Genomic DNA, 19324 nt, shown 5'->3' with positions numbered 1-19324 from the left:
TGGACCCACCCTGAATCTACGGGGCCCAGGCTCCGCACATCAGATGCTCGGTAATTTAATTGCCGAGTAGTTCACAAGAAGTATCTCTGGATAATCTTGACCCAAATATCGATTACGCTGCGCCAGCCACAGTACTGTTGTCTGATGGGTGCTCGATAAGGAACAAATACACATATACAATCCCAGAAACTAATAACTATGATTTATATGTACTTCCTGTTCTTGGCATTATGGACGAAGAAATTGGTGCTGAATTTTTAGAATTTTCATCTTTTGATGAATTTTTGGAAAAACTTTCGAATATACAAAAAAGACAGTATCCATTAGGCTCAGACGGGTCCGAATGGGATGACGAAGATGTCACAGAGGATTCGTCTTGTGACGATGGCTTTAATTATATGAAATCAAAAAAAATATATGTATTAAATCCGGCGTGGCTACATAGTGATGAAACAGGTATCCAAGGATTGGACTCAGAATACCCTGAATGATTTGACAAATTGGTCGCAGATACAGGCATAACACCTTGCATAAACGCAAGGTGTTTTTTTTCTGAAAAAAATCAAGCATATTGCAAGAAATACAAAAAAAGAAAGGAAAAAAATAATGAAAAAAGAAATGGAAACGGTATATAAAAATAAAGATAATGTGGTTTATACAATATCAAATGATTTGAATTCATGTTGCGACATTGATGTCCCAGATGATGTAGAAACGGTAATGCTTGGGATACGCGAAGACGAAACAATCAGGACTGGAGCACTGATTTTGGCTTTCAATCTTGTTAAGAGCGAAAAAAGTTTTCCAAATGTAAAGAAACTTATAATAGGAAGCCACATATTTCATATCAGTATTCCGAATGCACTGTTTCCCAATGTAAGAGAAGTGATTTCGTATTCCAAACATTTTGACAGTGGGAAATATATCGTTCATCTAACCGACTCTTATTCCCCGATGAAATTGCTTTATAATTCTTTTTGTCTTGGACCTGATGAGGTCCTGAATTTAGAAGGTATACATCTTATTGAAGCAAATGCACTTGAGGGCTGCCAGACAACAAAAGTAATCAATGCAAACAAGACAAAGATACTGGACCGGCAGGCTCTTCACGGCTCAGCGTTTGAGCAGTTAAAAGCCGGACACAATCAATGCCTATTGCTTGGAAACTTCGTGATTGGTGTTGATGAAAATGCGGAAGAATTGGAAATTCCATCTGACATCTTAGGAGTTATCAGCGGAATAAATATCGACCACGTACACCGTCTTGTTGTGCACGACATAGATATGGTGTCTCGTTTTTGCGGAGTTCCTGATATTTTGGTTCTGGCGAAAGATGTACAGACTCCAAGTTCACGTATTACCCACTCCAAACTTGGAAGGCTTGGAAAAATGATATTCGAAGTAGAAAAAGGAAATGCACATCTTAAGGCTGTTGACGGAGTCCTATATTCCAAATACGGAACTTTCCTATACAGGGTACCAGAAACAAAAACCGGGCATTTCATCGTTCCGGACGGGGTTGAAACGATATTTGAATATGCGTTTGCGAATTCAAAGATAGATTCTGTCTCATTTCCAGATTCATTAAAAAAGATAAAACGTCATGCTTTCGAAGACTGTGAATATCTTAAAGACATTGATTTTGGAAATGGGATTGAAGTGATAGGTCTGCACAAAAGCCGTATGTACGATTCATCTGTTTTTAATGGCTGCAGCAGCCTTAAACATGTCACATTCCCGAAACAGATAAAAGAAATCGGACGTATGACATTTAAGGACAGTGGTCTTGAAAAAGTGGAATTAAATGAAGGTTTAAAACTTATTGGAGAAGCCGCATTTGCGTATTGCAAAATAAAGGCTCTCAGAATCCCAGCCTCTGTATATGATGTAGACTACATGGCTTTTGCTGGAGTGGACTATGTTGTTTTTGAAAATGAAAGCATGACAACATCTGCGACGTTTGCGCTCATAACTGAGCAGATAGGCACCGTGCATGTTACAGCCGGGAACGAATCAATATACATCATGAGCCCTACTATGAAAGAATGTCTGGACGGTAGTGTAAGAACTATGGATGATATGAAAAGATTCGCCGAAGAAAAAGCTATTACTATGGCCGAGTTTCTAATAAAAAAAGATGATTCAAATGGATTCAAAAAAATGCTGGAAATAAATGATTACTGTTATGATACTCTAAAATCTATCCTAGATAATATACAAATTGATAATGCTGTTTGTATGGCATATCTGATGGATAAGATAGAAAAGAAGAGGGAAGCCGAAGACGAATTTTCAATGTAGACTTAGCCGGGCAGTAAGCCCGGCTTTTTTTTGTAGCCTTAAGACTCGCAAAATTTGCACATACATTATTCGTATGGTATAGTATAGACAACAGGAGGGGAACAAAAAAATCCCCCAGACATCAGACGGATTCGCCGTCGCATACCTTTCTTTGTTTGGCACCCTGCCCGGAATAACCGGTCGGGGCGTTTTTGTATAAACCGGATTTTGCATATTGGAAAAGACAAAGAGTAAGAAAGGAGAATAATCATGATTGATTTTAAAGATATTAGATTTACAAATAAAGAGGAGCTCATTTTTTTACCGGCAGCGCTGCTTAACGATTTTTTGTACTTTCTGGACTGCAAACGCCCAGATGTAAAACATAAAACTTTCATGCTGTTTAAGATTAAGAGGAACGAAAAAATAAAAACAGCAAGAAAAGAATATGTAATGCAGCATCAGTATATATTTGACGGGACTGCATATGCAGACTGCCCTGTAGATAAATATATGGGCCTGCTTTCCAATATTGACCCTGATTGGCTTTATACAGAGCTTCGCAAGTTCTATTACGGTGGTCCGGAAGAAGACCCGGAAGTTAAAAACTGGAGATATGAGAGCGTTAAGCCAATAATCGTGACGGAGTCACCAAAAGGCGATAACGTGTCCATTGTACGGTTAGACCCAAAGCGGTTTAAGGGTATCGGCTCTTATCGAGAAATGACGGAACTGGAAGGGTTGATGGAAGACAAGCATCTGTCGCAGCGTGACATTGATGTTATCCTCAGTGCGCTTAAAATCAAATCTGAATGAAGAGGCTTTTGACCTCTTCATTTTTTTTGTCTCCTGTATTTTTCATATTAAACATATGAGAAAACAGGAGGTGAGCGAATTGGCTACCTTAAAAGAAATTGAAAAAAATTACGATAAAATAAGAGTTGATGATATATTAAGTTATCGTTCACACGCAGAACAAAAACATATTTCCGTGTCAGAAATAGATTCAATGGAACGTATACTGAAAGAAGAAAAGGCAACACAAAGCATGTTTATCGCAAATACCGAAAGGCCAAATGACTCAGAGGAAAATAAAGTTTATGCTTATGACCTGATAGCGGAGGCTTTGGCGTACAAAAAAAATGACGTGTTGGACTGGCTAAAAGATGAGTACAGCGACAGGCAGCTGATGATTACCGTACCATTCGATGAATATGTGGGGCGTGGGTTCGTGCTTGATAAGAAAAAAGGATTGATTAAAGAATATGAAACAAAAGATATTACCTTATGTCTGGAAAAAGACCTATACTCTAAAACAGGGTTCGGCCTGGTAACGGCATATCCTGAGCTAAGAAATGAAGAACGGATACAAAAAACTGAAAGAGATTTGTCTTATGTCGCTAAGCAGACAAAAACCTATAAAAATGCTACCGCTTTGGGAAAAGCGTATATCTTATACAGAACCAATCCGCAGTCCAAAACAATTGTAAAATACAAAGAAGACAGGTATACCGGTGAGGAATATATCCTTTTGCAGTCCAAGATAAGGCCAAAAGAGGGGAAGCCATTAAAGATAAACACGATAAAGATGAACGAGGATTCTATTACGCTGAGAACCTCACAGTATCGTGATGAGAGCGGACGAGGTCGACCTGAACCGATAGAGACAAGACTCTCAGAGATGGCAGAAGAACGTGGCTTTGGAAATAAATTCAGTGTAAATCTAAAAGACCCGGAAATACAGGAGAAATTCTCCACAATATTCAAAAATGCCTGCAATGCTATGCGGCAGGTTCAAGATGCGATAAAAGCAGTGCAACGGGACGCGCTCGGACGGGATGAGAAAATGATAGACTCTGTAGAAGAAGAAAGATAGTCCGCAAAAATTGCAGAAAACGAGAAAATATGCCATACTATAAGTAGAAAAGGAGGTGTTTGAATGATTTCCTTTAAAGATATAAAACTGACAGAACAAAAAAATACAATTTATATCCCACAGCATCTGAAATGGACGCTGGAGAACTTCCTAAAAAGAGATTTTCCAGATATGGAAACATGGACTATCATGTCATGGCGGATGAAAGACGGTTCGGCGGCAGCACGGGCAAGAGATAAGTTCCTTTTTCATCACAAAGATATGTTTGATGGCACGGAATACGAGAATCTGGCTGTAGAATGCTATGTGGGATTTGAGTCTTATATTAGCACTGACTATCTGCTAGAAAAATTAAAATCTTTCTACGGACTCGGGAAAGATGAGGAAGTAAGAGAATGGGAAAAAGAACGTAGTAAAAACATGCTGATAAGCCATGCTGCAGATACAATGGATGATGTTGTTCTCCCACTGGATAAGAGAGAGTTTGAGGCGATTGGCTCTTATGAAGAAATGGAAAACCTGCAGGAACTGATGAGGAAGAAAAACCTCGGAAGAGATGAGATTGCGCTGGTTTTGAGATGTTTGGAAAGAAATGGATAGAAAGAATGAGCAGGCGATAAGCCTGCTCATTCTGCTTATTCTACGAAAGTGTATTATTGATTTTAAGTATAAGTTCTCTCATACTTGCATTTTCAGCCACAGATTTGGTCATCCTCCAAAAGCATTCCAATATTCACGGCGACGATGGCATCGCTTTCCCTATCTTCTTGAATATACCGCAAGACGATGGACTTTATGTCATCTTTCAGGTATGCTGCAATATTTTTATCTTTCGAAAAGGCATATTCTCTTATCATAGTATCTTGTCTTACCTCTTCATTAATTGCATATTGGTATGCCTTTTTCAATGTTGCAAACTCTTCATTACAGATTTTGTCCAGCTTTTTGATACTCTTTTCGGTCATATATCGTGGCAAAAAAACATGGCCTTTATTACATACAATCTTAATGACGGTATTTTTGTCATCCGGATATGGCTCATAGTTCCTTGCGAATGCCTCAATGCAGCCATGCGGAACATTTTCTCCATTACACTGAATAACTGTGACATTGTCAGCATTAAGGAAAGCTCCAGACTGAATATTAGTCACAGAAGCTGGAAACTCTACTGAAGCAATATACGGAGACGAAAAAGCATATGTACGAATAGTCTTGACTCCATCTGGTATTACCGCATTCCCTGATAGGAACCATGCGGAATCATACAGAATACCACCTTTTTTATCGAAAATCATATCGTTTTGGGACTTAAGATAGTTATTCTCATCGTTGATTTGAACATGTTTCGCGTTTAAACAAATTTCGTTCGAGCCAAATGCTTCTCGAAAATCTGTTATATCGTCAATGTACAAGGTATCACAAATCTGAGCATCCCCAATTCCATTAAGCACACTGAGCAATTTGTAATCTTTCACAACGAGTCTTTCTAGCTTACTACCAGAAAAGCCTTCCGGAAAAATAATATATTTTACATCTTTCGTGAGCTCATACGAGCCAGTGTCATCATTGAATCCAATGAGACAGTCTCCAAACATGATAGGCCCACTTCCAGGGTGTGCTTTATTTAAGTCGAAAGCAGAGCCTGAGAGTCCGTCTTTGTTGATACAGGTAAGATGTTCTGTATTAAATACTTTTTTTGTATCACACCCATCAAGTGCCATGTCCGCTATAACAGCAACGTTTTTGAAATACAAGGTTTCTTCTTCAGATTTACAAAATGCATTCAGCAAAATTCCTTTTTCACTTTTCAATTTGCTTGTTCTGATAAGCATTGTTTCCTTTGTCTCAAAGAGCGGAGACTCTGATATAACCTTTCGGATGTTCGGAAATGTACGATTTGATATCCGAATAGCTGTTACACCGTTCTTGATTTTTAAGGTCGTAATATTTGGAAATTCTTTTTTCATCCCTCTTAAATCATAGACGGCAACATCTCCTTCAAGAGTAAGAGTTTTGTTTCTCTGCGTAAGACCAATTTCAGTGACTACATCGTTTGTTATTTTTCTTTCCATTTTCTTTATCCCTTTCTTTATTTTTTTATTTATGAACAATATGCCATATTTCAGAAAATACAAAAAAAATACAGATGCAAAGACTGATATACTGATGTCAACACGATTGGCTCTTATGAAGAGATGGAAAATCTGCAGGAAATGATGAGGAATAAAAGCCTTGGAAGAGATGAGATTGCGTTGGTTTTGAGGTGCTTGGAAAGAAATGGGTAGAAAGGAAATGGGCTATTGGAAAATACAAGAACCCATTTTTGCCATGTTGCATTGTTTTGCTTAAAATTTTAAAAATATATAAAAAATTCGTGTAATATTTTCAAAAACATTTGTAAAAATATCAAAAATATGTTATATTGATATATATAATATTTGATTAATAGACCCATATTGGAAAGCTACTTGTAGTAAGATTCTAAAAAAATATGGAGGTGTATTAATGTCTACTTCAACTACGGTATGGTATAATGACTATACCATTTATAATGAATTGTTGCGTTTATCAAGACTTCATAAGTTTAACCAGTTCACGTTCGAATACTTGATGAAATATGCAGTCAAAGGTTCTCAGGTAATCTTAGATGAAATTGAGCTTCTTAATAGCGCTGAAGTAGAAGATGACGAAAAAGAACTAATAACTAAAAAGATGTTAATTGTATTAAAGTCCTACAAACATCAATGCCATGATGCAGCGAGCTTATGCTCGCTTGCACCAAGCCCGCAAGGGCTGACAAACGACGACGAAGTCGGAGTGCAGAGCGCGGACGGGGTTTCCGACTCCCGCGTACGTGTCCAATTACCTGCAGACCGACGGGCAAACGAGTTTGACCGCAGATTCCCGTCCGTCGATGATGAACGAAGTATCAAAATAAAGCAAAAATATATACCAGGGTTGGAACAATTGGCAACGTATATTGAGGTATTTCAATTCCCAGCATTTGTTTCTACGTATCTCCAAATTTGTGCAGGAACCGGAAATCTGATAAACAGTTCTAAAATAGAATCATTGCAAAAATCAGAACTCAAAAATGACGAAAAAAAAGAAATCGCGTATTCTCTTATGGTTGACTTATTTTTGGCGAAAAACCTTAACTAATCCATCGATACGCAGAAGACCATGGCTTATTTCTAAAGGCTAATAATATATGGAGGTATATATATGTGTAATGAAATGTCACTTCAGGACAGATATGAGTTCTTGGCTGAACTTAACGAGAAAAAGGAATACACTGAATTAACAGGTGCATTTTTAAAGTTATTTTTGGATACAAATTTTAAATATATGCCGGAAAACTTTGATATGTTGCTGAGTGAAGATGCATCCATGGAAGAAAAAGAAACGATTGCTAAGAACATGCTCAACGCTTTTAAAGATGCATTGCAAAAAGATGAAGTAGTAGGATTGACTGTTGCTGATAATTTACTGGCTTCAGATGCAGAACTTAATTTTCTACATGGATTAATCAATGCAGATTCAGGAATCGATTTTCTTCTTAGTCTAATCAATGAACAGGAATATGAAAAATTTGCATTTCATGCTCAGAAATACTGTCTTGACAATGATATTAATCCAAAATTCCCAGAAGATATGGAAACACTGATAGAATCAGGGGGAGGGGGTTCTGATGATATAAAGAGAGATATCGCTTATGAGGCATTGACAGTGCTGATTAACGCCAAAAATATGTCAAATACAAAATAACTGTAGTGGAAATGCTATGGTATGTATGGAACAAATATATCGTAAAAAAAGGTGGGCAGCAGATTTACTCTGCTGCCTCTTTATTTGGCTGTATGTCTTTCAACTGCTGACAAACAACGACGAAGTCGGAGTGTAGAGCACGATATATGTGCGAAGCAAACGAAAGTCCGCGATGCTGAGTGAGCGGAGTTTTGTACTCCTATGCGTGCTCTGGTACCGACGCCGGCAAAGCCGGGGAGGTGCAGACCGACAGACAGCTGATTGTTCAGGGCCGGACTGTTTACGGCATCACTTCCCTGACGGCAATTCTGGCCGCAGTTTTTCCCGCCCATCGATAATTTTTTCTTATGTGCGTAAAATCCATCATATTACTTGTATCAGATATACAACCATAACAAATCACAACAAAAAAAGGAGAAAAAATAATGGCAAAACTTTATTTTCGCTATGGCGCCATGGGCAGCTCTAAAACCGCAAATGCACTTATGGTCGCTTACAATTACAATGAGAGAGGCAAAAAAGCACTGCTTGCAAAACCTCTGACAGACACGAGAGAGATTGGTGTAATGCATAGCCGGATTGGGCTGGAGCAGCCGTGTATCAGCGTTGAAGAATTGGTTCAGATGAACGATGTAGCGCTTAAACAGTATGACTGTTTCATTATTGATGAAGCGCAGTTCTGCAGGAAGTCCGATATTGAGTTTTTTGTTCACATCGTGGATGACCTCGGGATTCCGGTCATCTGTTACGGACTGCGTGCTGATTTCCAACAGAATCTTTTCGAGGGCAGCCAGTGGCTACTTGCGTGGGCAGACAAGATTGAAGAAATCAAGACGGTCTGCTGGTGTGGAAAAGGAGCCCGCTGTAATGCAAGGATTGACGAGAAAGGCAGAATCATCCGTGCAGGAAAACAGGTGATGGTTGGCGCTAATGAAAGTTATATTTCTCTTTGCAGACGCCATTTTAGAGAAGGAAAGACTTATCCGGACATGCAGACAAAATCAGATTTGCCCAAAAGACATATGGCTGAAAAATAGTAGCACAAAAGCATTTTAAGAGCAGGCGAAGCCTGCTCTTATTTTTTAATCGTCCTTATCTACCGTACAATCAACAAATATATCGATTTCAGGCCATTCTTTTGAAATGATATCCCCGACATATTGCGCTGTCTGTTTTATTTTCTCAATCCCATCATATTTTTCCAGGAATTCTTTTATATCGATTTCGCAGTACTCATCTTTGTGCAATTGATTCATTTGTATGATGATAGAATACAAGTAATCATCATACTTCTCGGAAAATCCGCCTGACTGAATACACACTTTTATACATTCCAGACGTTTGCCCAGGTAATTAATGACATCTTCAACTTCAATAAGTAAAATATTGTCATCGTATGGTAAATCATGTATTTCGTTAACAGGCGAATAACTGTCTATCAGTTTCTCTTTTCTATAGTCAATGTCTACATCTGGAGATAATGAAGAGCCTTGCCCTGGGTCATCATCATAGAAATCGAAGAATAATTTTTGTATCATAATATGCCATCTCTCTTTTAGAGGGTATAGATGCTTCTCAGGAAATGTATTAATAAGCAATCCTTCGATATGCCCACTAAATGCAGACCACTCTGCTTTGTCTGTAAGAATGTCAGCATCTGCGATATAAACTGTGAAAGTATTTTTGTCTGTCGGTTTATCGTTAAATAATACAATCTTCAAAACGTCAACATTTCTTCTGTCGAAATCAAGGCCAAACATTACGGCCATTTGCGCATGGCCTTTGTTTTGAATCTCTTGCTGCTGCTGTAATACCCTCACAACCTCTTCATCTGAGTATTCTTTATTTACTTCTTTGCCATTACTTTCAGTATACTTTATATATTTTTTCATTTATATAAAAAATCCCTTCTTTTCATTGTTTTTAGTATAGCAACTGCACAATGCCACGTCAATCAATTTATGCTCTGCACTCAGTCTTACGGCTTCGTTGGTCAGCGGCAAAAAACCGTACTGCGCTCAGCTTGACGGCTTCGCTTGACATTTGCTGCGCAAATTGGTAACGACTCCGGCAAAGTCGGGGAGTTATCAAATATAGCGATTTCGGTAAAACTATACATCTTTTGAGATATTTCCCACAAAAAAACAACCTCACAGATATTTTCCGTGAGGCTGTTTGGTCAGTTCTTTTTTGCTTTATTCTTTTTTTTGCTGTTATTTTTTTTCTCCGATGAGTTAGATGATTTGTATGCTTTTTTGTAAATTTTTTTGATGCCTTTTTTAATCTTTTTATTGTGCTTATCTGAGATTTGATAGTCTACAACAGAAAGCATGACCTGGAAAAAATCATCTTGGAGGGCATCGTCTTTTAATTGATTACATTTGCGGCAGCAGCACTGAAGATTATTGTAATCATAGGTTCCTCCTTTAGATATCGGAACGATATGGTCAACGGTAAAACTATCAGGCGGCACGAATCTTCCACAAATGCCACAAGTGCCTTTGTCCCGTATGTAAATATCGCGGCGTTCCTTCGCTGTAAAACGTCTGCGCGGAGTTTTGATGATTTTAACTGAACTGTTTGACAAAGTTGATGATGCTGATTTTTTCACGGATTCAGCAGGGATACTCTCAAATCCTTTTAATTTTTTACTGCATCTGTTGAGAATCGACACAGCGAGGTCATTCGCCATCTCGGTCGCTTCATTAACATCGCTTACAAGGTCAGACCTGCGCGCAGAGGCATCGTAGTGTATATACTGTTTCGTTGCCTGTTTGTAAAGAATCTGCATTTCTTACTCCTTTCTTCTTTTGGTTGATGTAAAAAATATGCAAAATTTCCGCAAAGAAAAAAAAAGGACGTAAGATTCAGCATATTGCAGACAAGAGAAAATAAATGTAAGGAGGAAAAGAGATGCTAATTAAAGCGTGTGTTTTCATTTTATGTCTCGGCATCGTGGTAATCCTTGGTGGGATTGCGATGCTGTGCTGTATGGATAAAAAAGAAGCAGGCGCAAAAATAATGCTGGCGGGGTTTCTGTTATCGAGTCTTGGGGCGGTATGTTTATTGTTCCGGACAGTCGGCGCTGCACCGGCCATCATTGTCGGGTTAATATGTGTATGCTATGCGCTGGTAATGATTCTGACAAGCTGATTTCTTATGTCTCAGGTTTTTTGGCATATTAAAAAAGTAAAAAAAATATCATAAAAAAGAAAGGAAAAAGAACTATGAGTAAATTAGAGAAAATGCCAAAGGAAGAACTTGTCAACGTGCTTTCAATACTTCTGAAGTATGACCCGCAGCTGAAAGACTACGATATTGAATTCGGACCTGAAGCCGTGAACATCAGACTTAACGGCCAGCCATGCGGAGGCATTACCGTCAGAAACATTTACGATGCGTATGAAAGAGTGGGAAATGTCTCACAGATTGCAGATTCTGTAAAAGACTGTATTTTAAGACTGAAACCACAGTCTCCACAGGCTCATCCGTCTCGTCAAATGGGACAGCAGCCAGAAATGCCGAAAAAAGAGCCGGTTATCATTGAAGTGAAAGCGTCCAGGGTCATGGAAATCCTGGAAGAGATGAACTCCAGTACTGCAGATGCAGAGTATAGGAGACCAGCGGCAGCAGCCAAGCCAGAATGCTTTGATTATGCAAAAGAAAAAGACCCTTCCGGGACCGTATCACGGACAAAAACAAATCAGGAGAATCAGAACGATTTTTTAACAAATACGACAAAACAGCAGATTAACAGCAACGAATTCTCTCTCGATGATGACGACGATGACGATGTGACCGAATCAGACGTTCAGGCCACACCGATGGTCTCAACCGATGGCCCGGAGGTCGCTCCGGCAGCATGTGATTCCGTAAATTTTACTCCAGCCCAGGAGGCGAAAGAGGATACAAAAAAGTCTTCAAATCCGCAGGCCGGCATGGGATTAAAAGATGTACTTTCAGCAGCGTTAGGCGTACCAGAGGCTGGAAGCGAGGAGGCAGAAGCCGCAGTAAAAGCCGAAGAAGATAGGTTTGCTCTGTAGGCATAGTTAAAAAATAGCAGATGCGTCAGCACCTGCTATTTTTTTTTGTATTTTTTTCGCTGGCAAAGGCAAATATTCTGCATATTGCAGATAGAAAAACATAAAAAAGGAGAACGACATGGCAGAAAAAAAGCCTAAAAGTATAGAATCTGAACTACATAAAAAGGCTGCAAGGCCTAATACGGCACCAATTGTGAATAAAAAAACGCAGCAAAAAAAGAAGAAAAAGAAGAACCCTCAGGCGGACAAAAAAAATCTACAGAAAATGGAGACGCAGCGTTTTAAATCAGCATTAAGCAAAATCACACAGGGGATTGTTTTTTCAGGAAAATCCATTTTCCAGTCTGTCGACGTATCCTCAGAAGTACATACTACTAAAAAGTCTGTGACTTACACTGTTATGATACAGCCAGTGCTTAAAAACAACAGCATCGGGCATGTCAGGGAAACAATCCTGATGTACAGCAAGAACTGGACAGTTGATATGATGAAAAAAGAGATATTGGATGTGCTGAAGCGTGACTCTTACGATTTTATACCAGATAAAGAAACAGAAACGGATATCAAGCAAAGAATCCTGGACATTATAAAGTCTCATCCGGATGTCGTCGTAGATAAGGAATTCATACCATATACAGACTGGTTCTGCTCACGGTATTTCTGGCTCGCAAATGCAGTGATAAACAACGATACAGAAAAGGGAGAACCAATCAGACACAAGCTCACAAACATGGTAATCAGCCGAAACGGGGAAATCAGTTTCCAGTATTATCAGTTCCCGTTTATCTACAAGAACGGAAAGATTGGAACGCGGAAAAACTACGGCCAGAAGCAAGCTGCAAAGTTTATTAATGAAAACGCTGGAGAACTGCGAAAATGTCTTGCTTTTCAGCAAAACAACAAAGACGAAAAGAAGAATATAAAGATAATCATCAATAACGATTCCGTGCACATAACGATTGGTTTTGGCGATAAAAGCTATAAAAAACATATGACAGGAACGGTTGATTCTGTTGCGCTTAAAACATGGGATGAGGTAGTGACAGAAGAATACTATGAGGAGAAAGAGGCCTTAAAAAAGAAGATTGAATCCAGGCTCAAGAAACTGAAAACCTGTGGAAGCCTGCTGCACCGGACCATCCTAAAAATGGTTGCAGAAAGAGAGGGAGAAGAGTGGCCTGAGAAAGACGCGTATGACTGGGAAGAAAAAACCATAACCGAAGAGATATATTTGACCCTGGGTTCCGGGGTTTCTAATATCGTCTCCAGACAGGAAATCGCTGATGCGGTGGCGGACCTCATAAATTGTGGCCTGCTGCGAAAGAAAACGATGAAAAAAGTGGGTAAAAATGGACGGTTCAGCGAAATATTCCTGCCGGGTGCCAAAAACACAGTCCTGCTGCCGGGTGCTGACTATAAAGTCTTTGCGGAAATGCCTTTTGAGAGAAAATGTTGCGGATTTAATCATTTTACAGATATGGACTGGATAGACTGGCTACGGAGCCGTACACCGGACGATATAGACCAAACTCCTGACAGCAATATCACGGAAGCCTTATCTTTACTGGAGCATCGCTGTGTTGCTATGCTATATCCAAAAAAAACACGTGAATTTCTGAGAAAGATGCCTCCGGCCTGGATGGAATACGCCGAAACTATGTATGAGATTACTGACGATGAAGGCGAAAGAAGGTACTGGAAACTCGTGCAGAACTGGCTTTCTTAAGGCTTTCGGCATTCTGCATATTGCTTGGAAAGAAGAACGAAAGGAGACAAAGATATGCAGAAAGATAATTTCCCAAAAATTCCACCGCTGCCGCACATTACCGGAAAGGAGTTGTTCGAAGACGACAAGAAAGCGGAGGAGTGGTTCCATGCTTTAGCCCTGCGGCGCGCCGCGCTGGCTAATCTGATTGCTTCAACACAGGCTTCCATGTACAGCAAAGACGGAAGTCCGGATGCGGAAGAGTTTGTCATCGTGTCGCCGTGCACAGATGGCGTATACCGATATCAGTTAACGAAGTTTGACAAATTCGGGCCGGTGTATGACGAAAAAAGAAATGACAAAAGAGAAATCGCAAAAGGGATTCCGAATTCGTATGTTGTTGTGGAGGTGATGGAGAAGTAGGGAACGACTGCGGGATGGATGAGTCTAAAAAAAGAGGAACAAAAAGGAAAGGGGACTGAAAAAAGCAAGAGGGTCAGAGTTCTGAATGCGTTTTATATGATGTGCCGGGTTTTGCATATTAAATGATGTAAAAATATCGGTGCGTTTTTGTGCCGGAAAACAAAGAATGGAGGTAAAGAAATATGGTAAGTTTAAGCAAAAGAAGAAAGGAAGCGCGGCTTCAGTCATATGACGGAAGGATTCTTACGGCAAGAAAATATAATGCTACGATTTTTGGCATGATATTGTACGGCTTGGTGGCAAATTTTCTGATTTGCCTCTTTTGTAGCAATATGGCAACAACGGTGAATTCTGTTGCGTTCTTCCTGGCCTATCTGGTCTGTGTGATTGTTGGATGTATAATGTCTGCGGTATCTACGAATCCTGTAGCCGGATTTGTCGGATATAACCTGATTGTGCTGCCAAGCGGGTTTGTGATTTCCGTTGCAGTGCAGGAATACGGTGGACTCGGCTCCGAAGTGGTGACGGAAGCGTTTCTGGCTGCAACGTTGATTATTGCGACTATGACGTTTTTCGCAGTCCTGAACCCGCAGTTCTGCAACAGGCTTGGCAGTCTACTGTTCATGGCACTGATGGGGCTCATTGCGGCTGAGGTTATATTGCTTTTTATGGGAATAGAAAGCAATGCGATTTCCTGGGCTAGCGCAATCATTTTTAGTTTTTACATTTCGTATGACGTATCGCGTTCTCAGGTGTATCCATACACAATCTCAAATGCAATTGGCAGTGCGATGGATATATATCTGGATATAGTCAATCTTTTCTTATCATTACTTGAGATTTTTGGCGAACATTCAGACGACTGAATGTTGTAGCGGCACGGTGCTTCGCACCGGCCGCTTTTTTTGTTGCAAAATTTTCAGCCAAATACCAAATCCGTTGACTGCTCGCAGAGGCAAACATCGGGACTTTTGTCGCAAATGTGTAACGAGTCCAGTTTTACTTGTGAGTCAGTGATGGCATATATATTTCCCAAAACGCATCCCGCAAAAATTGGACGTTTTCCATAAAATTCTGCATATTGTATATATCTAAAAAATTCAAAAGAAAGGAGCAAAAAATGTCAAAAGCAAAACGCAAAAATAAAAAAGAACTGGTCATGCAAAAACGCTATTGGGACCAGATAAAAAAACGGTACCCGTTCCTGGAAGAAAAAACGCACTGGTATACCGGGACAAAACTTTCAAAAAAAGAAAAGGAAGAGTCCCCGCCTATATTGAGTGCATGGAGTGGCGATATTCCAGAAGGGTGGGTCATTCGATTTGGGCATGAACTGTGTGAGGAGTTGAGAGCAGAGTTTATCCGCTGCAGCTGTCTGTATACAGCACAGATTCTGCAGGCAAAAGAGAAATATGGAAATTTGAGGATTTACCTTGGTGGAGTGCCGAAAAACTGTAAAGCAGAAGATATCATTGATAAGTACAACAGTATCTCAAGCAGCGTATGCGTCCATTGTGGAAAGATGGACACACCAATCATCAATGACCGAGGCTGGATTATCCCATGCTGCAAAGAATGCTATGAAAAGATGAATGAAAGCAGGGATGATTGGTCCGATGGGGCCCCTATCTACGAAAGCCTGACAGTGTCGGGAGACTGGACTACCCCTGATAAGATACTGATGCGTGTGTATGGCAAAGATGAGGAGGTTAAGATGCAGGAGGTAGATATAACTGATACCGTAAACCGTCTTCGAAATAAAAAAATCGTAAGTTATGAAAAGGCCTTGCTGCCGGATACTGGAAAGGAGCGCAAATAATGCCTGCGATTATCTTTTTAGTTTCCTCTTTTTTATGCGGGTTTGAAATAGCCGGAAAGATTCCGGTTGGACGAAAGGCTGAAAACACAATATGGTGCAGGCTCGCCATGGCTGTTGGCATTGGATACCTGATATCAGGATGGACAGCATATCTTGTATCGTATACCGCAAAAGTAATGTTTGACATGAGATATCCAAAGATTTATGGAAATGCAGTCGCAATCGCCGTAGCTTGCTTTATTGCATTCGTAACAATAAAAGGGAAGCGACATACGGAAGACAAGTCAGGAATCCAAAACAAGCGACTGTTTGTAAGAGAAGGATTACTTCTGGGTGCTCTTTTTGGTTTTATTTTATGGACTATGTTTTATGTTTTCCATATTGATGCAGAAAATGGAAAAGAGATTTTAAAATCCGGAGTTACGGTTTTTAGTGACTATTCCCCGCATACCGCAATGATTCGTTCCTTCTCATTCCATGATAACTTTCCAACACAGTATCCGCATTACGGTGGACAGGACGTCAAATATCATTTCATGTTTCAGTTTCTGGCTGGGAACCTGGAATTCCTGGGAATGCGGATTGACTGGGCATTTAACCTTATCTCAGCGGCATCTCTTTGGGGGTTCCTGGTCCTGCTGTTTTATTTCACGCAGGAACTGACAGGGAACACAGCAGCAGGCGCCCTGACTGTCCTGATGTTTTTCTGCCGAAGCAGCATTGCAGTATTTGACAGACTCATTCAGTCAATCGCAAGTGGGAACTGGCGTGATTTCTTACATAATACATCATTTATCGGTTATACAGCACATGAAGACTGGGGGCTTTGGAATTACAACGTATTTTTAAATCAGCGGCACCTGGGGTTTGGCCTGCTCATCGCTATTATCCCTATCATGTATTTTTCTGGGCGTCTGGACTGGCTGGACAAAAAAAAAGAAATCAGCGAGAAAAAGAACGCTGTATCGCAGAGCCGTGTGGCTGTTGTAATGAAAACAACTTTGTTAAGCAAACAGGCCTGGGCTCTTTCTCCTGACTGGCCGATTGCCGCCGCATTTGGCGTAATGCTTGGGGCGCTGGCATTCTGGAACGGTGCAGTTGTTGTTGCCACACTGTTAATCCTTGCAGGATTTGCTGTTATGTCGTCAAATAAATTTGACTATGTAATCATGGCTGTCAATGCAATTGCGTTGTCTTTTGCACAAAAAAGATTCTTTATGCCTGCAGGAATCGTAAGCAGTATGAAGGATGAGATGAAGACAAGGTTTTATTTCGGGTTCCTGGCTGATAAACAGACCGCCGGCGGGGTAGTATTATATCTTATCATGCTTTCCGGAGTCTTCTTCCTCGGTGTGGCTGTCTTCCTTGTAGTGTTCAAAGGCAAGAAACGCGCGATGATTGCCGCTTTTCTGTTCCCGGTGATTTTTGCCTTTACAGTTTCCATGACACCGGATATCGCAGTCAATCACAAGTACATTATCATCTCAACAATCTTTTTGAACATGATATGGGCATATGCGCTGACGAGATTATGGGGAAGCAGAAACATCTTTTTAAGAACGCTGGCCGTGTTGCTGGCGATAACCCTGACTGCCACCGGGGCTTATGACCTTCTGACTATCTACAACGCAGATAAACGCGCTTTAAAGATAGACATGGGCAGCAGTCTTACAGAATGGTTAAAAGAAAATGTAAAAGAAAACGACCTGGTGCTGACGGGAGAAGAGAGCATGTCGGAAATCACCTTATCCGGAATCATGTTATATAACGGCTGGCCATATTACGCATGGTCTGCGGGTTATGATACAGATACCCGGGCAGCAAATGCGATTGAAATCTATTCCTCAAAAGATAAAGAAAAAGTAAAAGAACTGGTAAAAAAGGAAGGGATTGATTATATCATTTATGAAGACGGGATGGCGTATGAAGAGCATGAGTGTAGCGATGAGGTGATAAAAAAAATATATAAATGTGTGTTTGAAAAAGGAGATGTGAAGGTGTACAAAGTGGCGTAGGAGAGGAGGAAAGAAAGAGAGAAAAGAAGAAGAAAAAGAACGCAGCAACAGCCGGCCTTTGTCCGGCTGTTGCTGCTATGTTTGTATGTGTTAGTCGTTTGTTTCGTCCGTGTCATAGCCAAGGTCTCTTGCACATTTGGTGCAGTAAAACTCAGCCTTAATTTCGTCGTAGAATTCGTCGTTTGTTTCGTGCAGGCGGTGTATGTCGCCGGCAGTAGATGCTCTTTGTTCGGAGAATAAGTGCTTGCCGCATCTGATACATATGACATCCCATTGTTCCATATCTGAAAACTCCTTGTTTTTTCATAGAAGGTCTTGATTTTTTCAGCCAAATAATGTAATATGATATATAGAAATAGGGAAAGCCCAGATGTTTGGCCTACCCTCTAGTGAAATAATTAGTTCTTATTCACGAGTCGTTCACTATTGCAGTAGTGGGCGGCTCATTTTTTTTGTCCTTAAATATCATGTAGCATAAATCAATAAGGGCAACGATAAATATTCCAGTCTGAAAAATTCAGCCGTCGCATTCTCGTGACTTCAGTCGTGATGCAGCGAGTTTACACTCGCTTGCACCAAGCCCGTAAGGGCTGACAAGCGAAGCCGCAAGTCTGAGCGTAGTACACCGCAAGGGCTGACAAACGACGACGAAGTCGGAGTGCAAAGCACGGACGGGATTTCTGCTCCCTCGTATGTATCCAATTATCTTCAGACCGACGGGCAAGCAGGTTTGACCGCGGTTTCCCGTCCGTCGATGAGTTAGATGGCTTTTCTTTTTAAATACATAAAAATATCGCCTGCGATTTTGGCTTCTCTACATTTAAATGTAGAGAAGCTTTTTGTTTCTTTGTTAGTTTTTTTCGCAAAAAAACGTCTCGTTTCCATCTTTTTCGGCATATTAAAAATATAAGAAATTTATAGAAAGGAGGCGTACGATATGGCAAACTCAAATAGGAAGAAAGCCCGTAAATTACAGGCCGCCAAGAAGGCGAAATCCGCAGAAAAGGAAAAGGCCGTCAAGGAGGTAAACTCTGCCGCAGAAAAACCGATAAAATACATTGTCACGGCGGAGCAACTGCCTGATGGTACTTTTGAGTTTCGTGGAGGCAAAGGCGGATTTAATATCATTAAGCAGAAGAATAAAGCATTAGAGCCTTACGGAAAATGCATACATAATTATGGCGTCCTTTTAGAGCTGATTCCAGGAGACAAACAGACTGCAATTAACCAGCAGATTGGGAATGCCCGTGTAATACATAATGACTACCTTTCTAAACGTGAGGAATACTATAAGGAGACCAAAAAGGCTTTAACGGTCTCACAGTATAAAAAAGAATACCTTCCGGCATTAAAAAAAGAAAAGGAATATCTTAAGGATACAGACAAGTTTGTTTA

General features: G+C 40.3%; 20 protein-coding genes. 16 read left to right on the top strand and 4 right to left on the bottom strand.

Annotated elements, in window-relative coordinates; translation table 11 throughout:
- Positions 1 to 59 precede the first annotated feature (59 nt).
- From AB5026_RS16685 to AB5026_RS16665, 5 genes are all read left to right on the top strand, one after another.
- The gene (locus tag AB5026_RS16685) at positions 60 to 491 is read left to right on the top strand and encodes a hypothetical protein (RefSeq protein ID WP_368213903.1); all 432 of its coding nucleotides are present in this window, start codon (positions 60 to 62) and stop codon (positions 489 to 491) included.
- A gap of 115 nt (positions 492 to 606) precedes the next feature.
- The gene (locus AB5026_RS16680; protein ID WP_368213901.1) at positions 607 to 2301 is read left to right on the top strand and encodes a leucine-rich repeat domain-containing protein; all 1695 of its coding nucleotides are present in this window, start codon (positions 607 to 609) and stop codon (positions 2299 to 2301) included.
- A gap of 249 nt (positions 2302 to 2550) precedes the next feature.
- Positions 2551 to 3096: a hypothetical protein gene (locus AB5026_RS16675; protein ID WP_368213900.1), complete on the top strand. Its 546-nt coding sequence runs from the start codon at positions 2551 to 2553 to the stop codon at positions 3094 to 3096.
- Positions 3097 to 3175: 79 nt separating this feature from the next.
- The gene (locus AB5026_RS16670; protein WP_173734202.1) at positions 3176 to 4156 is read left to right on the top strand and encodes an RNase A-like domain-containing protein; all 981 of its coding nucleotides are present in this window, start codon (positions 3176 to 3178) and stop codon (positions 4154 to 4156) included.
- Between the two features lie 63 nt (positions 4157 to 4219).
- Positions 4220 to 4756 carry a hypothetical protein gene (locus AB5026_RS16665; RefSeq protein ID WP_368213899.1) on the top strand — a complete coding sequence of 179 codons (537 nt, stop codon included), beginning with the start codon at positions 4220 to 4222 and terminating at the stop codon, positions 4754 to 4756.
- 92 nt (positions 4757 to 4848) lie between these two features.
- Here AB5026_RS16665 and AB5026_RS16660 read toward each other — a convergent pair whose 3' ends face one another.
- The gene (locus AB5026_RS16660; protein ID WP_368213898.1) at positions 4849 to 6228 is read right to left on the bottom strand and encodes a leucine-rich repeat protein; all 1380 of its coding nucleotides are present in this window, start codon (positions 6226 to 6228) and stop codon (positions 4849 to 4851) included.
- Positions 6229 to 6661: 433 nt separating this feature from the next.
- Between AB5026_RS16660 and AB5026_RS16655 the strand changes: the two genes are divergently transcribed.
- The 3 genes from AB5026_RS16655 (at position 6662) to AB5026_RS16645 (ending at position 8961) form a co-directional block, all read left to right on the top strand.
- Positions 6662 to 7318, top strand: a complete 657-nt coding sequence (locus AB5026_RS16655) for a hypothetical protein (protein ID WP_368213897.1) — start codon at positions 6662 to 6664, stop codon at positions 7316 to 7318.
- Between the two features lie 63 nt (positions 7319 to 7381).
- Positions 7382 to 7924, top strand: a complete 543-nt coding sequence (locus AB5026_RS16650) for a hypothetical protein (RefSeq protein ID WP_368213894.1) — start codon at positions 7382 to 7384, stop codon at positions 7922 to 7924.
- Positions 7925 to 8349: 425 nt separating this feature from the next.
- Complete coding sequence (locus tag AB5026_RS16645) at positions 8350 to 8961, top strand: thymidine kinase (RefSeq protein WP_368213893.1); 612 nt, start codon at positions 8350 to 8352, stop codon at positions 8959 to 8961.
- Between the two features lie 45 nt (positions 8962 to 9006).
- Here AB5026_RS16645 and AB5026_RS16640 read toward each other — a convergent pair whose 3' ends face one another.
- Both AB5026_RS16640 and AB5026_RS16635 read right to left on the bottom strand, forming a co-directional pair.
- Positions 9007 to 9816 (bottom strand): hypothetical protein, encoded by an 810-nt coding sequence (locus AB5026_RS16640; protein ID WP_368213892.1) that lies wholly within the window; start codon positions 9814 to 9816, stop codon positions 9007 to 9009.
- A gap of 287 nt (positions 9817 to 10103) precedes the next feature.
- A complete protein-coding gene (locus tag AB5026_RS16635) occupies positions 10104 to 10535 on the bottom strand; it encodes an HNH endonuclease (protein WP_368213890.1) in 432 nt (143 codons plus the stop codon).
- Between the two features lie 302 nt (positions 10536 to 10837).
- Between AB5026_RS16635 and AB5026_RS16630 the strand changes: the two genes are divergently transcribed.
- The 7 genes from AB5026_RS16630 (at position 10838) to AB5026_RS16600 (ending at position 17929) form a co-directional block, all read left to right on the top strand.
- Positions 10838 to 11077 (top strand): hypothetical protein, encoded by a 240-nt coding sequence (locus AB5026_RS16630; protein WP_195657229.1) that lies wholly within the window; start codon positions 10838 to 10840, stop codon positions 11075 to 11077.
- Positions 11078 to 11151: 74 nt separating this feature from the next.
- On the top strand, positions 11152 to 11967 hold the full coding sequence (locus AB5026_RS16625) for a hypothetical protein (protein ID WP_368213888.1): 816 nt from the start codon (positions 11152 to 11154) through the stop codon (positions 11965 to 11967).
- A 118-nt stretch (positions 11968 to 12085) separates the two neighbouring features.
- A complete protein-coding gene (locus AB5026_RS16620; protein ID WP_195657227.1) occupies positions 12086 to 13693 on the top strand; it encodes a hypothetical protein in 1608 nt (535 codons plus the stop codon).
- Between the two features lie 54 nt (positions 13694 to 13747).
- Positions 13748 to 14095, top strand: coding sequence for a hypothetical protein (locus AB5026_RS16615; protein WP_368213886.1), 348 nt, complete (start codon positions 13748 to 13750; stop codon positions 14093 to 14095).
- Between the two features lie 182 nt (positions 14096 to 14277).
- Positions 14278 to 14961 (top strand): Bax inhibitor-1 family protein, encoded by a 684-nt coding sequence (locus tag AB5026_RS16610; protein WP_195657225.1) that lies wholly within the window; start codon positions 14278 to 14280, stop codon positions 14959 to 14961.
- A 254-nt stretch (positions 14962 to 15215) separates the two neighbouring features.
- Positions 15216 to 15914, top strand: coding sequence for a hypothetical protein (locus tag AB5026_RS16605; RefSeq protein WP_368213884.1), 699 nt, complete (start codon positions 15216 to 15218; stop codon positions 15912 to 15914).
- On the top strand, positions 15914 to 17929 hold the full coding sequence (locus AB5026_RS16600) for a hypothetical protein (RefSeq protein ID WP_368213882.1): 2016 nt from the start codon (positions 15914 to 15916) through the stop codon (positions 17927 to 17929). Before AB5026_RS16605 ends, AB5026_RS16600 begins: the two co-directional genes overlap by 1 nt.
- A gap of 90 nt (positions 17930 to 18019) precedes the next feature.
- Here the strand turns inward: AB5026_RS16600 and AB5026_RS16595 are convergent, their stop codons facing one another.
- Positions 18020 to 18211, bottom strand: a complete 192-nt coding sequence (locus tag AB5026_RS16595) for a hypothetical protein (RefSeq protein ID WP_368213881.1) — start codon at positions 18209 to 18211, stop codon at positions 18020 to 18022.
- Between the two features lie 655 nt (positions 18212 to 18866).
- On the opposite strand from AB5026_RS16595, the gene AB5026_RS16590 reads away from it, so the two are divergent.
- Positions 18867 to 19324, top strand: a 458-nt coding sequence (locus AB5026_RS16590; RefSeq protein ID WP_368213879.1) for a helix-turn-helix domain-containing protein, incomplete at its 3' end; no start/stop codon positions are given.

This window comes from Blautia sp. RTP21359st1_E11_RTP21359_211015 (assembly GCF_040910705.1).
GTDB classification, from domain to species: Bacteria; Bacillota; Clostridia; order Lachnospirales; family Lachnospiraceae; genus Blautia_A; species Blautia_A fusiformis.
The sequence above is the reverse complement of the archived record's forward strand: the minus strand, read 5'-3'. Positions and strand labels throughout refer to the sequence as shown.

Excerpts from the sequence above, each read along its gene's own strand:
- AB5026_RS16680 (WP_368213901.1), top strand. The coding sequence starts at position 607 with ATGAAAAAAGAAATGGAAACGGTATATAAAAATAAAGATAATGTGGTT.
- AB5026_RS16605 (WP_368213884.1), top strand. The coding sequence starts at position 15,216 with ATGTCAAAAGCAAAACGCAAAAATAAAAAAGAACTGGTCATGCAAAAA.
- AB5026_RS16625 (WP_368213888.1), top strand. The coding sequence starts at position 11,152 with ATGAGTAAATTAGAGAAAATGCCAAAGGAAGAACTTGTCAACGTGCTT.
- AB5026_RS16675 (WP_368213900.1), top strand. The coding sequence starts at position 2,551 with ATGATTGATTTTAAAGATATTAGATTTACAAATAAAGAGGAGCTCATT.
- AB5026_RS16645 (WP_368213893.1), top strand. The coding sequence starts at position 8,350 with ATGGCAAAACTTTATTTTCGCTATGGCGCCATGGGCAGCTCTAAAACC.
- AB5026_RS16610 (WP_195657225.1), top strand. The coding sequence starts at position 14,278 with ATGGTAAGTTTAAGCAAAAGAAGAAAGGAAGCGCGGCTTCAGTCATAT.
- AB5026_RS16630 (WP_195657229.1), top strand. The coding sequence starts at position 10,838 with ATGCTAATTAAAGCGTGTGTTTTCATTTTATGTCTCGGCATCGTGGTA.
- AB5026_RS16665 (WP_368213899.1), top strand. The coding sequence starts at position 4,220 with ATGATTTCCTTTAAAGATATAAAACTGACAGAACAAAAAAATACAATT.
- AB5026_RS16595 (WP_368213881.1), bottom strand. The coding sequence starts at position 18,211 with ATGGAACAATGGGATGTCATATGTATCAGATGCGGCAAGCACTTATTC.
- AB5026_RS16650 (WP_368213894.1), top strand. The coding sequence starts at position 7,382 with ATGTGTAATGAAATGTCACTTCAGGACAGATATGAGTTCTTGGCTGAA.
- AB5026_RS16620 (WP_195657227.1), top strand. The coding sequence starts at position 12,086 with ATGGCAGAAAAAAAGCCTAAAAGTATAGAATCTGAACTACATAAAAAG.
- AB5026_RS16660 (WP_368213898.1), bottom strand. The coding sequence starts at position 6,228 with ATGGAAAGAAAAATAACAAACGATGTAGTCACTGAAATTGGTCTTACG.
- AB5026_RS16640 (WP_368213892.1), bottom strand. The coding sequence starts at position 9,816 with ATGAAAAAATATATAAAGTATACTGAAAGTAATGGCAAAGAAGTAAAT.
- AB5026_RS16655 (WP_368213897.1), top strand. The coding sequence starts at position 6,662 with ATGTCTACTTCAACTACGGTATGGTATAATGACTATACCATTTATAAT.
- AB5026_RS16615 (WP_368213886.1), top strand. The coding sequence starts at position 13,748 with ATGCAGAAAGATAATTTCCCAAAAATTCCACCGCTGCCGCACATTACC.
- AB5026_RS16600 (WP_368213882.1), top strand. The coding sequence starts at position 15,914 with ATGCCTGCGATTATCTTTTTAGTTTCCTCTTTTTTATGCGGGTTTGAA.